Annotated in this window: 9 protein-coding genes; 1 reads left to right on the top strand and 8 read right to left on the bottom strand. The window is 48.7% G+C overall.

Annotation, left to right across the window (positions count from 1 at the left end; translation table 11 throughout):
* The first annotated feature begins 228 nt into the window (after positions 1 to 228).
* A complete protein-coding gene (locus BBG47_RS22000; RefSeq protein ID WP_065293513.1) occupies positions 229 to 1401 on the top strand; it encodes an MFS transporter in 1173 nt (390 codons plus the stop codon).
* Between the two features lie 65 nt (positions 1402 to 1466).
* Here the strand turns inward: BBG47_RS22000 and BBG47_RS21995 are convergent, their stop codons facing one another.
* From BBG47_RS21995 to BBG47_RS21960, 8 genes are all read right to left on the bottom strand, one after another.
* Positions 1467 to 2366 (bottom strand): chitosanase, encoded by a 900-nt coding sequence (locus BBG47_RS21995; RefSeq protein WP_065293512.1) that lies wholly within the window; start codon positions 2364 to 2366, stop codon positions 1467 to 1469.
* Between the two features lie 251 nt (positions 2367 to 2617).
* A complete protein-coding gene (locus BBG47_RS21990; RefSeq protein ID WP_065293511.1) occupies positions 2618 to 4288 on the bottom strand; it encodes a glycerol-3-phosphate dehydrogenase/oxidase in 1671 nt (556 codons plus the stop codon).
* A 177-nt stretch (positions 4289 to 4465) separates the two neighbouring features.
* On the bottom strand, positions 4466 to 5956 hold the full coding sequence (glpK, locus tag BBG47_RS21985; RefSeq protein ID WP_021252548.1) for a glycerol kinase GlpK: 1491 nt from the start codon (positions 5954 to 5956) through the stop codon (positions 4466 to 4468).
* Positions 5957 to 6095: 139 nt separating this feature from the next.
* Positions 6096 to 6896 carry an MIP/aquaporin family protein gene (locus BBG47_RS21980; RefSeq protein WP_065293510.1) on the bottom strand — a complete coding sequence of 267 codons (801 nt, stop codon included), beginning with the start codon at positions 6894 to 6896 and terminating at the stop codon, positions 6096 to 6098.
* A gap of 173 nt (positions 6897 to 7069) precedes the next feature.
* Positions 7070 to 7630, bottom strand: coding sequence for a glycerol-3-phosphate responsive antiterminator (locus tag BBG47_RS21975; protein WP_021252550.1), 561 nt, complete (start codon positions 7628 to 7630; stop codon positions 7070 to 7072).
* Positions 7631 to 7853: 223 nt separating this feature from the next.
* On the bottom strand, positions 7854 to 9695 hold the full coding sequence (locus BBG47_RS21970; RefSeq protein WP_065293509.1) for an ABC transporter ATP-binding protein: 1842 nt from the start codon (positions 9693 to 9695) through the stop codon (positions 7854 to 7856).
* Positions 9692 to 11503 carry an ABC transporter ATP-binding protein gene (locus tag BBG47_RS21965; protein ID WP_065293508.1) on the bottom strand — a complete coding sequence of 604 codons (1812 nt, stop codon included), beginning with the start codon at positions 11501 to 11503 and terminating at the stop codon, positions 9692 to 9694. Before BBG47_RS21965 ends, BBG47_RS21970 begins: the two co-directional genes overlap by 4 nt.
* Positions 11504 to 11778: 275 nt before the next feature.
* On the bottom strand, positions 11779 to 15700 hold a 3922-nt coding region (locus BBG47_RS21960; protein ID WP_139070742.1), incomplete at its 5' end, for a non-ribosomal peptide synthetase.

Here is a 15700-nt window from a genome sequence, read left to right as displayed (position 1 = left end):
AGAAAACATCGTACCTGTACGAATTTTCTGGATGGGATTAGTGTGGGCTTTTTGACCATAACGAACGGACATTTACTGGCTTTTGCACGTATGCGGAGCAATGTGTCTCTGTGTTCGCATGTCTGCCTCCTATCCAGCACTTTATGGATAAGGAGGTTTTTTGGTTTCTACAACTTGCTAAAACATCATCATTCATGTGGTGCAGTCCACCGGTAAGGAGGCTTTCGTATGGTTACCTTTCTCAAAAACAACAAAATACTCGCAATATTAATGCTCAATATATTCATTGTGATGGTCGGCGTTGGCTTGATTACGCCCATCCTGCCTGAATTGATCATAGAATTCGACGCAAACGGTCAGGCGATGGGATTGTTAGTTGCCGCTTACGGCATTACTCAGTTTCTGCTGTCCCCGCTTACAGGCAGCCTGTCTGATCGATATGGGAGAAAAACATTTATTCTTGCCGGACTTGTCATATTCAGTGCTGCTAAGCTGCTGTTCGCTCTTGGAGATGCGCTGTGGATGCTGTATGCCTCGAGGCTGCTGGAGGGAGTCGCGGCAGCTCTGATTGTTCCGCCCATGATGGCCTACGTAGCAGATATAACCACTACCGACGAACGTGCGAGAGGCAATAGCTTGCTCGCCGCAGCCATGTCCTTTGGATTTGTAGTCGGGCCTGGATCAGGAGGATTCCTAGCCGGCTTCGGAACGAGAGCTCCTCTTTATGTCGCCGCGGGTGCAGCCATAGCTGCAACTGTTTTTTCAGTAATACGCTTGCCAGAAAGCTTGTCCAAGCAACAGATGGAGGCGGCGCGGGCACATGTGGCAAGCAAGGAATCGATATTCAAGCTGTATGCCAAATCAATAACATCCAAATATGCGATGCTCTTCATGCTTGTACTGGTAATGACTTTCGGACTCGCCAATTATGAATCCGTGCTCGGCTTATATGTAACGACCCGATTCCAATTCACAGCACAGCATATTGCCATCATTCTAACCACCGGAGCAATAATCGGCGTTGGCATGCAAGCATTGCTTGTCGCGAAAATCATTCAGGCATTCGGCGAAACGAAGGTAATCAAAGGCTCTCTTCTCTTAACTTCAACTGCCTATATTGTACTTTTATTCGCTACTCATTTTTGGAGCATATTCCTTGTCACTTCCATCATATTTTTTGCGACAGCCATGCTTCGGCCAGCGTTGAATACGCAATTATCCAAGATGGCAGGCAATGAGCAGGGGTATGTAGCCGGGATGAATAATGCTTACATGAGCGTTGGAAATATTGTTGGCCCCACTTTGGCTGGTTTCTTATTTGACGCCAATATATTCGCTCCATTTATAGCTGGCTGCTGCATTCTTTTCATCACTTTTTTAATGATAGTTAGATGGAATTAATTGTACCTTTCAAAAAGATGACAGAAAAAATCCCGCATCCAAACAACGGACGCGGGATTTTTGACTCATTTCATTTTCCAACTAGTAACTTTAACAACCGCTTCGTCAGCGTTCTTGAGTTCAGCTTTCTCCATATCCCACAGCTGGCTCCATTGCTTTACACGGTTCTTGCCATTAGGCGGCTTATTGTATTGATTCGTATCTACAATTTTTGTTCTCTCATCATAAAATTTCTTCATAAATGTCTTCTCATCGCTGCTTTTGCCTGAACGGGACAAAAGGCCTTCAAGTGTTCCAGAATCTCCAGTTGCGCCCTGATTTAAGGCTGTATCGACAAAGGAACCAATCGTCAGAGCAGAATTGAAACCACGTTTGCGCGCTTGCTCCACGCTGTATTTTATGTAAACCTTATAGAAGGTTTGCCACATTGCCTCTCTCCACGCATCATTGTTCTCCAGTTTTTTGATTTTGCCGCAGAACACTTTTTCGCTATCCTTAATGTTCAATATCGATCCTTTCATTGATCCATTTACACCAATTCGAGACAAGCCTCCTTCAACCGAAGGATTGGAAGCACCGCTGGCAGCGTCGAATTCCTTGAACAAGGTCGGGCCGTCTGGATGCTTGTCATTGTCTCCCCCTGTCGTGGCTCCGAATATGCCGATTGTATACCCTCGATCATCATCAATATCCTCGCAGTACCCATAGTACTCGGTCCAATTAAGTGAATCCTGCTCGGGTTTGTTAATTAGCTTCATAATATTGTCCCACTGCTCGCCATCAAGTCCTGTATTGGCCCGAAGGAACTTTAGCGTTTTCGGTGAAAAATTGTCATCGTGAGAGCTTGCAGCAGAAGCCTTCGATGGGAGAAGAGCACTTATTCCAGACATGGAGACAAGTAAAGAAAATGAGAACAGGACGACCAGTAATTTTGTTCTTTTCATAATTGGCTTTTCGTTGTACAAACCATTAGCACCTCCAAAAATAATGGGTTAATACGATACTTCAAGCGATACTTCAAACCAAATTCCATCTCCTTCCTTCAACATAGAAAAATGATGCAATGTTGCTTGATTTGCTGTTACTCTTCGACATGCCACCCCTGATAAGTATGAAACTACATCAAAAACAATTCTTTACATATTTGTGAAATATGGAAAAAGACGGGAGATAAAAATCCCCCGTCTTCTCCATATAACCGTTATTCTTCATTACACTAATTCGCTTCCACCTGTGGGACGACGGCTTGATGCAGTGCGGTGTCGAGCTCCGCTGCATATTGATTGCGCTGTTCTTCCGTCCAGCCGAACGTAGAAGCCATGTAGGCAATGACCGGCTGCTTCCATTTCCGTACCCACTGGATGTTAAAGAAGAGTGCACCCGTACGGCGAATAAAGAAGTCCACCGGCTTCAATGTCATTTCCTCTTCCATGGCATATATGAGCGGGACAAGCACTTCTAGCGGAAGACCGCTTTTTTCCGTCTTGCTCTGATAACGATCCGCCAAGTCGAAGATTACATCCACATTAGAGCCATACATACGTGCCCAGCGCTTAGCAAGTGACCCATCAAGCCCATTTCGTACGCCTTCATTCATTTTGCCTTCCACGAATCCCAGGAAATCTGCGGAGCCGCCTACATGCCCGCCTGATATTGGCATCTCCTTTGTCTTTGCAGCTGTAAATGTAATTCCTTCATCTTGGCTGAGCAGCTTCATGACCAAATCAACGATCATTTCAGCCATTTTGCGATATCCGGTCAGTTTGCCGCCTGCAATCGTAATCAATCCAGATGGAGATTGCCAAATCTCATCTCTGCGGGAAATCTCGGATGCATTTTTCCCTTCTTCGTAGATGAGCGGCCTTACCCCCGCCCAGCTCGATTCAACGTCGTCTGCAGTAAGCTGAATCGAAGGGAACATGTACTGTATCGCCTTCATGATATAATCACGGTCTTCCTTCGTCATGACAGGTTGAACCGGATCTGCCTTATAGAACGTATCCGTTGTGCCTACATACGTTTTTCCGTCGCGCGGAATTGCGAATACCATTCGGCCGTCCGGCGTGTCGAAGTAAATCGCTTGCTTGAGCGGAAATTTCGACTGATCGATGACAAGATGCACCCCTTTGGACAGTTGAAGATGCTTGCCTGTCTTCGAATGATCCTTATTACGAAGCTCATCAACCCAAGGGCCTGCCGCATTGATAATCTTCTTGGTACGGAATTCGAACGCTTCCCCATCCAATTGATCAATAACACGGACGCCAATAATTTTTCCGTTTTCATACAAAAACGAATCTACCTTCATATAGTTCAGAGCCATGGCTCCATTCCGAACGGCTTCCTTCATGACTTCAATCGTCAACCGCGCGTCGTCGGTTCGATATTCTACATAATAACCGCCACCCAAGAGCCCTTCTTGCTTCAACAGCGGCTCACGGCTCAGCGTCTCTTGCTCCGACAGCATGCGGCGTCGCTCGCTGCGCTTAACACCAGCCAGGAAGTCGTAAACACGCAAGCCGATCCCAGTGCTGAATTTGCCGAACGTTCCGCCCCGATGAAGCGGAAGCAGCATCCACTCAGGCGTTGTTACATGCGGCCCATTCTCATATACAATGGCGCGCTCCTTGCCGACTTCAGCTACCGTCTTCACATCAAATTGCTTCAAGTAGCGGAGACCGCCATGAACTAGCTTCGTTGAACGGCTAGACGTCCCTGCGGCGAAGTCCTGCATCTCGAATAGTGCCGTTCTCAATCCTCTTGTTGTCGCATCCAACGCAATCCCTGCGCCTGTGATTCCTCCTCCAATAACGATCACGTCAAGCGGCTTCTGACCCATTGCTTGTACGATAGATTTGCGCTTCATAGCGGAAAAGACAGTTGTCATATGATAACCTCCCTCGTCATAAAGACGGCATGAAAAGTAAGTACTCGCTAATGCTCACATCGAAAACAAAAAAACCGCAATAACACTAAAGTCATAGACTAAAGTGCAATTGCGGTTCTCAATTCTCCAACCGAATTTAAATATTAACTTATTTAAAATTGTAGCATATTCATGCACTTATTTAAATACTTTTGTTGCCTCAATGGCTTTGCCCCAGCCAGAATACAAGGCATTGCGGCGTTCTTCCTGCATGGACGGGATAAAGGTACGATCAATGCTCCATTGCGCCGCTATCTCGTCCCGGTCGCTCCAGTATCCCACAGCCAAACCTGCAAGGTATGCCGCGCCTAGTGCAGTTGTTTCAAATACTTGCGGACATTCCACCGGTACGCCCAGCATGTCGCTCTGGAACTGCATCAGGAAATTGTTCTGAATTGCTCCTCCATCCACACGCAGCTTGGTCAGCTTGATGGACGAGTCGGCCTCCATCGCAGTCAATACGTCTTTCGTCTGATAAGCGAGCGATTCCAATGTTGCGCGGATGAAGTGTTCTTTCGAAGTGCCGCGCGTCAGGCCGAAGATCGCGCCTTTCACCTCACTGTCCCAGTACGGCGTACCCAATCCGACGAAGGCTGGAACGACATACACGCCGTCTGTTGACTCCACCTTGCTTGCATATAACTCACTATCCTTGGATTCCTTGATCATGCGCAACCCATCGCGAAGCCATTGGATAGCGGAGCCAGCAACAAAAACACTTCCTTCCAGCGCATATTCTACTTTGCCGTCAATACCCCAAGCGATCGTCGTTAGCAGCCCATGAGAGGACTTCACAGCCTGTTCGCCAGTATTCATCAACATGAAGCATCCCGTACCGTACGTGTTCTTGGCCATGCCCTGCTGGAAACATGCTTGCCCGAACAGTGCCGCTTGCTGATCTCCCGCAGCGCCCGCAATCGGAATCTCCTCGCCGAAGAAATGGAAGTCCACCGTTTTTCCGTATACTTCGGAAGAAGAACGCACCTCTGGAAGCATCTGCTTCGGAATCGTTAGCAGCTCCAGCAGTTCATCGTCCCACTTCAGCTCATGTATATTGTACATAAGGGTACGTGAAGCGTTGCTATAGTCTGTTACATGCACATTGCCGCCCGTGAGCTTCCAAATAAGCCATGTATCGATTGTCCCGAACAATAGATCGCCACGCTCTGCCTTTTCCCGCGCGCCAGGAACGTTATCGAGAATCCATTTGACCTTAGTACCCGAGAAATAAGAGTCAATGAGAAGCCCCGTCTTGGAGCGGAACAGTTCACCGTAACCTGCCTCCTGTAATTCATCGCAGATGGACTTCGTCTGTCTCGATTGCCATACGATCGCATTGTATACCGGACGGCCAGATTCCTTATCCCACACGACAGTCGTCTCGCGCTGGTTCGTAATACCGATGCCTGCAATTTGTTTTGGCTTTACGCCGGATTCAATGAGGCATGTCGCGATGACAGCCAAAATCGTTCCCCAGATTTCCTGTGCGTTGTGCTCTACCCAGCCCGGTTCAGGGAAAATTTGCGTAAATTCCTTCTGGGAAACGTGGACGATTTGTCCTTCTTTGTTGAACAAGATGGCTCTGGAGCTCGTTGTGCCTTGGTCAAGAGATAAGATGTACTTTTCCATATAAAATTCCCCCATATTCAGTAGTGGTGAATCCCTATCTGTTGAATCATCATGATTCATTTCATCGTGATCCATGCAAGAGGATTAAGTGATCATGCACATCACGGAAAAATTGTTGATTATATCCTAGCGATAATACTTATCGAACAGCATTTTTTCTAGACAAGAACAACGAAAATACAAGGATAACAAGTGCGGTACCCGCTACTGCCCATATTACTGCATCAGACTGACCTAAAAACACATTTTTATAAAACAGCCCACCGAGCGAACCTCCGAGCAACGGCCCAACAACAGGTATCCAGGCATATTTCCAATTGGAACCGCCCTTGCCTGCGATCGGCAGCAGCATGTGCGCGATTCGCGGCCCCAGGTCGCGTGCAGGGTTGATGGCGTATCCCGTTGTTCCTCCCAGAGATAACCCTATGCTGACAATGAGAAATCCAACAATCAGTGGATTCAAACCATCCGTGAACTTGTTGGCGCCAATCGCCAAAATACCGAGAACCAAAATGAACGTTCCAATCATTTCACTAATTAAGTTGGAGAATGGATGATAGACGGCTGGACTTGTCGCAAATACACCCAGCTTCGCCCCCTGATCCTCCGTCAGTTTCCAGTGCGGCAAATAATGCAGAAATACAAGAACAGCTCCCACAATTGCGCCTAGCATCTGTGCCGCTATGTACGACGGTACATCAGCCCAAGGAAAATTCCCAATAAAAGCGAGCCCCAATGTAAGTGCTGGGTTGAGATGGGCTCCGCTTATCGAACCTACAGAATACGCCGCAACCGCGACAGCCAACCCCCATCCCATCGTAATGACGATCCAGCCCGAATTAGCGGCATACGATTTCTTTAGCGATACCCCTGCACATACGCCCCCGCCGAGTGCAATCAGTATCATGGTTCCAATAAATTCTCCCCAAAACGCCGACATATTGACCCCTCCTGTTGTTCATTCCTGTTAAGAAAATGCAAAGAGACCTACGTTCAAGTACACATCGCATCTGCTGCAAGCAGAGATGACAACGCGTTTGAAAGTAGATCTCCAAGTCTCCGTAACAGTATTAACTTGATTTAAATTTTATTTAAAATTGTAAGCGTTGTCAATCACTTTTTTTCATATTTTGTCCATAATTTCGTATTTGAGGTTGTAACCGCCTCGGCACCAGCTTGCAGAGCGAGCTCCACATCTTCGCTCGTCGAGATGAACCCCCCTGCCAAAATTGGTAGGCTTGTTCGTTCTTTTACTTTGCGAATGACGTTCGGCATGCCCCCTGGCAATACTTCAATGACATCGGGCTGCGTCGTCTGAAGCAGCTTGCAACTCTTCTCCAGAGCGCTATTGTCGATCAAGAAGATGCGCTGCACAGCTACGACGCCTTTTTGCTTCGCTTTTTGAATGACGCTGGATTTTGTCGACAAAATCCCGTACGGCCGATACTCCTGACAAAGGTACTCCGTCGCGTGAGCGTCGCTTTGAAGTCCTTGGATCAGATCGATATGCAAAAATAATTTCTTGTTCGCTTGATGCACCATACTGCAGGCGTGCTTGAGTTGAGCGATATGGACATCGAGCAGGACCAAATATTCGTATGGTGAAGCTACGGCTTTCTCCAAGTCTTTCATTTGCCTCGATGCGGGCAATATTCGCTGTTCATAAAAATTCATTGGTCGAGCCCCTTCGGTTGAATCGATCTCAAGTTATTCCTATGCTGTGGTAATTCTGTTCATACCTTTCTAATAGTAAGTGTGATCTTGCTCATATGCAAGTATTTTTATATCTTACACGCTTACACAGCCACCGGGAAGTGAAATAAATGAAAAGAACCTCCGATTATTAGGATCGAAGGTTCCATGTCAGGTTATATTTCGACACTTCCAGAATAGGAATTTAAGCCTGTCCTTGGAGGCTCGCATAATAGGAGCCATGTTGGAGCAAGCTTCGGTGCGTGCCATGCTCCGCAACGGTTCCCTCCTTCATGACGAAAATAATATCCGCATGTTCCACGGTCGACAAGCGGTGGGCAACCATGATGGTCGTCCTCCCCTGCATCAACTGCTGCAATGCCTTTTGCACCCAGTGCTCCGATTCCGTATCAAGCGCAGACGTCGCCTCGTCAAGGAGCAGGATCGGTGCATTTTTGAGCAATGCTCGTGCAATTGCAATCCGCTGACGCTGCCCGCCGGACAAGGAGGCGCCCCGCTCCCCTACTGAAGTCTGATATTGATCTGGCAGCTCCTCAATAAAATGATGGGCGTATGCGGCCTGCGCTGCAGCCACCACTTCCTCATGAGATGCTTGTGGGTTGCCGTAACGGATATTCTCTTCGATTGTTCCGCTAAACAAAAATGCTTCCTGCGGCACATAGGCAATCAATCTGCGAATTTCCTCCAGCGTATAATGCCCGAATGATTTGCCTAGGAGGCGAACCTCTCCTCTTTCAACCGGATAAAATCCGAGCAACAGCTTGATCAGTGTGCTCTTCCCACTGCCGCTGGCGCCAACGATAGCTGCCACTTGTCCCGGATATACCTTCATCGATACTTGGGATATGGCTGTTTTTCCAGCAGTATAGGAGAATTCAACATCATCTAGTTCGAGCATCGGTGCTGCCGTGTTGGTATGACTATCGATGTCGTCGGCCTTATTAATTGTACCAGTTTGTTTCACAGTGTCGTTGTTCAGATCAGGTCTAAGGGTCATATCAAGTATGGCATCTTCACTCTTGATCTCACTGCCGAATCTCTCCGGCTCTTCTTCTTCATAAAGCAGCTCCTGGACTCGTCTTGCACCAGCCAACGAGTTTTGGATAAGCGACATCGTAGAGCCGACATTCATGAACGAATGAGTCAAGTGAATTTGCAGCACGGCCAATGCCGCTACCGTCCCCATTGAAATGAACCCGTATGCATACAGCAAACTCCCAATAACAATAATTCCGCAAAACGTAATGTAACTGACGAAATGATTGACCGCTGCGAGCAGCCCCTTCTTATGGGCAATCTGACTCGATAGTTCCGTTACTTGCTCGTTCAACGCTTCATATTGTCCATAGATCGGTCGAATGCGGAACAGCTTTACCAACTGAATCCCACCAAGAAAGTCGGAGAATTTCTCAGTCAACTTAGCGGTCACATGCAGATGCCGGTCGTATAGATTCCGTACCGTATTTACGAAGCGCGAGCTGATATAGAAGGATAAGAGCAGCACGAGTAAAGAAACGCAAGCAAATTGCCAATGCAGCGCGAACATCATGATGATAGAGCCAAAACTAATCATAATCTCGAGCAGCATGGCAAACAGGATGCCGCAGTAGGTCACTTCCAGTGTCGACACATCATTATTCATCCGGGACAGCAGCTCACCGTTGTGGGTTCGCTCAAGCATTGACATTCGCAGGCTGCACATCTTCCGATACAAACGCTCACGTATGTTCGCCAGCGTCAGTTCCACACTTCGATGAAACAAATACGTGAACGGCGGAGCTATCAGGTTCAATAGCAGAATGGAGCCCCCCAAAATGTACAGTCCTCCATACATAAGGGATATATCATTTGACTCGGCATAATTAACCAGACTCTGCACTAACAAGCTGAAGGATAAAATAAACAAGGTGTTTACGGCGCCGCTCGCAATCATACCAATGTAATAATGCAGCTTATGCTTTTTGCTCATGAAATTCATCATGCCGACTATTTCTTTCCCATATGTAATCATGTCAGATAGTCTCATGTGCAGGCCACCTCCTCCCGCCCTGATGGCTCAGCAGAGAATTGTCGATGATATAAGCTGGCGTAAGCGCCGCCCTTGACCAATAATTCATCGTGTGTTCCTGCTTCGACAATCCCTCCGCCTTCCATCACCCATATTTCATCTGCGTGTTGAATGGTTGACAAGCGATGTGCGATGACGATCGTTGTTCGGTCTTGCATGAGCGTGTCGAGCGCTTGTTGAACGAGATGTTCAGACTCCGTATCCAAGGCAGATGTCGGCTCATCGAGCAGCAGTATAGGCGCATCCTTCAAGATTGCACGCGCAATCGTAATTCGCTGTCGTTGTCCACCTGACAGCAAGCCTCCACGCTCTCCGACCTCCGTCTGATAGCCATCCGGGAGTTCCATAATAAAAGAGTGCGCATGAGCAGCCTTAGCTGCTTCGACAATATGATCAAACGCAGCATTAGGCCTGCCGTATCCGATATTGTCGGCTATCGTTCCGCTGAACAAGTAGGAATCCTGCGTGACAACAGACAGGTTCGAACGCAACTCATCTGGATTCCAATTCGATACGGAATTTCCATATACGCGTATCGTTCCTCCGTTACAAGGCAATGAATAAAATCCACATATCAGCTTCATGACAGTGCTCTTCCCGCCGCCGCTGGCGCCGACTAACGCCACAGTCTTCCCCCGCTCCACCGCGAAACTCAAATTCCGAAGCAGCAGCGGTGAATCCTTCTCATAGGCAAAGCTAACCTGTTCAAAGGCGATTGGCATTTGATCCCGTATGCCACCATCATTCAAACTTTCGTCTGCAAGCTTCTCTCCTTGCTGTTCGACAGGCTGGGACGCAACATCATAAATCCGCTTCAATGCACCGCCCATCTCAAACGTATGTGTGATAAGCGTCGGAATGTTTTGCAGCGGCTCGAGACATAGATTGAGCAGGTAAAGGAATGTAATCAGCTCTCCTGTGCTGAACGAGCCTTGTGAAATTAAATAACTTCCATATAGAACGGAAAAGACGACCGGACTCATCATTAGCGTAAATAAGATCGGCGTAATGATGGCTTCTCTTTTGCTGACGGCCAGCTTCTTGAGTAGGGTGAGCTGAAGCAGCGATTGATAGGATCGGAACAACATGCCTTGCAGCAAATAACTTTTGACAAGCACCATGCCGTTCAATGTGTCCTGCACGATGGCATTCATCTGTCCCGTGCTCTCCTGCGCTTCTTCTGTCAATTGCTGCAGCTGCTTGCCAATCCATTGAGATACGAACAAAGAGACCGGCACAAGTAATACGCTAAGCAGCACAAGCTCCCACCGGATCCAGAGCAAATAAGCAAAGCATCCGATAAACAGCAGAGGATGATAGAACCATTGCGGCAAGTCGCGTATCATGAACTGATTAATGATCTGCATGTCGTTTGTGAATCGCGAGACCATATCGCCCGAATGCTGCTTGTCCAAATAATGGACAGGCAGCTTCCCGATATGGCGCATCATGGAGTTGCGTACATCCCGCATTGCACGGGCGCTCCCTTTTTCAATGCCGAATGTCATCATGTATTTCGCAGGAACGCCTACCGCAATAACGACAAGCACCATATACACGGTGTTGATAACTACCTGCCCATCCCCTCGTTCAGCCTTGGCGGTCAGTTGCTGGATCAGACTGCCCGTCCATATTTCGATCACCGCCGCAGCAATGGCACATAGCATACCGGCAATTAACCAGCCCTTGTGCGACTTCGCGAATGATACTAGCCATGCCACGGACTTCCATAGGGCAAACACACCTTTTTCTTTTTGCTGCTTCACGTTACGGTCTCCCCTTTTTGTCCCATAGTCGCGGCACCGTTCACAAACTGCCCCCTTCTACAGCATTGCCTTCGCCGAAGTCGAGCAGTCTGTGCGCATGAGCAGGCTATGAGCATCAGTTGGCCTGTGTACTTCAGTTAGCTGTGAGTATCAACAAGCTGTATGCATCAGCGTCCTTTGTACTTCAGCAGTCTGTGTGCGTTCAGCTACTTATCGCCAACTGATGCAGGCCTGCAAGCATGCCTTTCTTCATCAGGTGCCAGAAATCTATACAACTAGTGGGCAACCATTGTTTGCTCGAGAATTTGTCGAATGATTGCTTGCATGACGTTAGCGTTCATTTCCAAGAAAGGCGGCTGAAGCACTTCTTCGTGTACACCGCGGAGGTTGTATTCCGCATACCTGCCGCGAGTAGCCTCCTGCCATGTTGCGAGCTGCTCCCCGTCTGCCTGGTTCACCTCGGATGGCTCCGCCATCAGTGCATGAATATTGGCATCAATGATGTCGGAGTTAACGAGTTCAGTCGCGTACGACCAGTACGCCCTCATCTTGTTCTTAACCTGATCGCGGAGAAGAGGATGGTGAACCAGCATATCTTTCAGCTCCTCCACACCATCAATCATTTGATCGATGTCGCCGTCGAATTCGTCTACTTCATGCACCTTCAGCTTCCGCAAGGAATCAACCATGATGACATCCGATACCGGATACCCTCGGCACTCCAACGCTTTCGCAACCTCGAACGTCAGATTGCCACCTAGAGAATAGCCTAACAATATAAATGGCGGCTGCGGTTGAACAGCAAGGATCGCATTCACGTATCGTTCAAGCAGTTCCTCCCGAGTTTCAGCATCATCGATAAAGTCAATGCCATGCAGGATGCAGTGATGATCCAGCTGCTTGGCCAGTTCCAAGTAGCTAAGACCGTAGCCAAGTCCCGGAGGGAAGCAGAAGACAGGGATATGACCGTTTTCGTTCAATTTCATGAAGTGATTTCCTGCCTTGCCAGCAAGTTCAGATTTCAACATTTCGTACGCCATCGCCTCGATCGTCGGTTCCCGGAATACGCTGTGAATTGGGATTTCAACCTCAGTCTCGGTATAGACGCGCTCCACTAGCCTCATTAAGCTTAAGGAATGACCGCCAAGCTCGAAGAAATTATCCTTAACGCCTACCTGACCTAGCCCGAGCACCTCCCTCCATATGTGAGCAAGCAGTACTTCTTGCGGTGTGCGCGGGGCCACGTATTCCGAGGCTGCCTGCACATGCAATTCAGGGGCCGGAAGTGCCTTCCGGTTCACCTTGCCGTTCGGTGACAGTGGAAGCTTATCGAGCTGTACGAAGTAGGATGGAAGCATATATCCCGGGAGCTGCTGAGCCAAAGCTATCCGCATCTCACCAGCCGTAATCGGACGAGCTGCTACATAGTAAGCGCATAGGCACTTCTGCCCGTCACTTTCCTCCCTGACGATGACCACAGCTTCTTGGATCGCCTCAAGGTCTAACAGATGAGCTTCGACCTCACCAAGCTCGATTCGATAACCACGGATTTTCACCTGATCGTCTTTCCGTCCCACATACTCTATCGTTCCATCTGATAGCCATCTTGCCAAGTCACCCGTTCGGTACATGCGATCACCCGGAACGAACGGATTATTCACGAACTTGGCTCCTGACAAATCTGGACGGTTCAAATATCCTATGGCTACTCCATCGCCCGCTACGCATAACTCACCAGCTACACCAATCGGCTGCAGAACGTCTCCCTCGCCAACAATATATACAGCCGTATTGCCAATTGGGCGTCCGATCGGTATGGTAACGGCGCTGTCAGCTACTTCATCAACGTTGTGGCTAGTCGCAAATACGGTGCTCTCCGTTGGCCCATATACATGCTTAAGCTTGCCTGGACCCAAATGCCGGAGCGCCTTGCGCACATGGCTCACAGATGCACGCTCCCCACCGAACAATATCGCGCGCATATGGCGCAGGCTGTCCACTCTCAGATCGACGAGCAGATTGAAATAGGCGGTAGTGATGAACATAACCGAAATCTTCTCGCTCTCGATGGTGTCGGCCAATCGTCCAGCGTCGAGTACTACCTCGCGCGTTATCAGGACAAGCTTCGCTCCATTCAGCAAGGCGCCAAATATGTCGAAAGTCGAGCCGTCAAAAGCGTAACTGGATAATTGCAGCACCGTGTCATGCTGATCGATCTCGATATATTTCGCATCCCGCACTACTCTGACGATGTTGCGGTGAGTTGTTAAATTCCCCTTCGGCATTCCCGTTGTACCTGACGTATAAATGACGTAAGCGAGATCAGAAGCCCCATTATGCTGCTCCAGATTCGTGCCATCTGTGTGGTAGGAGCCCTCATCATCTACAAGTACAACCATGCAATCCGCAGGAATATGGTTCGCCTGCAAATGACGTTGAACGACTAGAAGCGATGTTCCCGAATCGTCGATCATGTATCGAATGCGTTCCTCTGGATAGTCCGGATCAATTGGCACATATGCCCCTCCTGCCTTCAGGGTCGCCATAATCGCTACAATCATGTCTAGCGAACGATCCGTCATTAGACCTACGCAGCGGCCGGCTTTTACACCCTTACCTCGCAGTGTTCTCGCCAAGCGATTCGACCGTTCATTCAACTCGCGGTATGTGAGCCCTTCTCCTCCGAATTGGACAGCAACCGCATCCGGCGATTTCTCTGCCTGCTCCTCGAACAAATGTTGAATCGTCTTCTCCCGCGGATAATTCGTTATCGTATCATTAAATACCAGCTTGACCTGCTCTCTTTCCTGCAGGCTCATCATATTCAGAGACATCAGTTTCGCATTCGGTTCTGCGATGATGGCATCTATTAATTGTACGAAATGTTCTCCCATACGCCCCACAGTCTCACTGGCATATAAAGCAGTCGCATACCCTAGACCACAAAGTATCCCTTCTTCATTCTGTTCGGCATGGAAGGTTAAGTCGAACTTCGCGACAGAATGGCTGTGCGGGTATGGACTTATCCGGAGTCCATCGATATGGAAAGAATCCTGCTGTGCATGCTCTACACTGAATATCGTATCGAACACTGGATTCCGGCTCATATCCCGAGACTTATGAACCTTCTCTACCAACGTTTCGAACGGATAATCCTGATTGTCGAATGCGGCGAGGGCCGTATCCTTCACCTCGGCCAACAGTTCCGCGAAGGATTTCTCACCAGTTGGATAATTGCGGATGGCGAGCGTATTGACGAACATCCCAACGAGCGGCTCCAATTCCGTATGATTGCGGCCCGCGATCGGTGTTCCGACAATGATATCGTCCTGTCCCGTATATTTGTGCAGGAGCACGGTATATGCTGCAAGCAGAACCATATATAAGGTTGCGCCGTAGTTTGCCGCTAATCGTTGCAGCTGCTCGGCCTGACTGTTCGTTAAGGTGAACAAGGCCACATCACCTTCGAACTGCTGTACAGCCGGTCGCACATAATCGGTCGGCAATTCGAGCGTCGGCAGTTCTCCGTCCAATTGCTTCAGCCAATAGGATTCCTGATGCGCAAGCTTCTCTGCATATTCATTGGATTGCTGCCATACAGCATAGTCCTTATATTGGATACGCAGCGCCGGCAGTTGATCGCCTGCATATATCCGGGAGAATTCATTCACGACATGACCCATCGTTACGCCATCGGAAATGATATGGTGCATGTCGAACATCAGAATATGACGTTCCTGTCCAGTTTCAATCAATCCGACTCTGAGCAGCGGTGCTTGATTAAGCTGGAATGGACGGACGAATTGAGTGATCAGCGCCTCTGCATCTTGTTCTGCTGCAAGGTGATATTCGATAGCGAACTCCACTTGCGGGTGAACGCGCTGCACAGGCTCGCCGCGTACCGTCTCGAAGCTTGTCCGCAGCGATTCATGTCGGTCTATCAGCTTCTGGAAAGCCCGTTCGAATCGCGCACGATCCAGCTCTCCTTCGAGAATCAGCACCCCCGGCATGTTATAGCTTACCTCGGCTCCTGTCAGCTGGCTTACAATGAACAGCCGTTTCTGCGCTGAAGATAACGGATAATAGGCTTTTTCCTCAGCGATAGGTATTTCCGTGTAAAGTTCTTGATGCATCTCGGTTATCGCCTTCGCCATCTCCTCGATGGTTGGATGACGGAACACACCTCTTAACGGGAAG

Origin of the sequence: Paenibacillus sp. KS1 (assembly GCF_001680695.1) — a bacterium.
GTDB classification, from domain to species: Bacteria; Bacillota; Bacilli; order Paenibacillales; family Paenibacillaceae; genus Paenibacillus_B; species Paenibacillus_B suaedae.
Note: the sequence above shows the minus strand (reverse complement) of the source record. Positions and strands in the feature narration are given on the sequence as shown.

Bases quoted from the DNA above. Each gene is read 5' to 3' on its own strand.
- BBG47_RS21980 (WP_065293510.1), bottom strand. From the start codon at position 6,896: ATGTCGGCGTTTTGGGGAGAATTTATTGGAACCATGATACTGATTGCA.
- BBG47_RS21975 (WP_021252550.1), bottom strand. From the start codon at position 7,630: ATGAATTTTTATGAACAGCGAATATTGCCCGCATCGAGGCAAATGAAA.
- glpK (WP_021252548.1), bottom strand. From the start codon at position 5,956: ATGGAAAAGTACATCTTATCTCTTGACCAAGGCACAACGAGCTCCAGA.
- BBG47_RS22000 (WP_065293513.1), top strand. From the start codon at position 229: ATGGTTACCTTTCTCAAAAACAACAAAATACTCGCAATATTAATGCTC.
- BBG47_RS21990 (WP_065293511.1), bottom strand. From the start codon at position 4,288: ATGACAACTGTCTTTTCCGCTATGAAGCGCAAATCTATCGTACAAGCA.
- BBG47_RS21970 (WP_065293509.1), bottom strand. From the start codon at position 9,695: ATGAGACTATCTGACATGATTACATATGGGAAAGAAATAGTCGGCATG.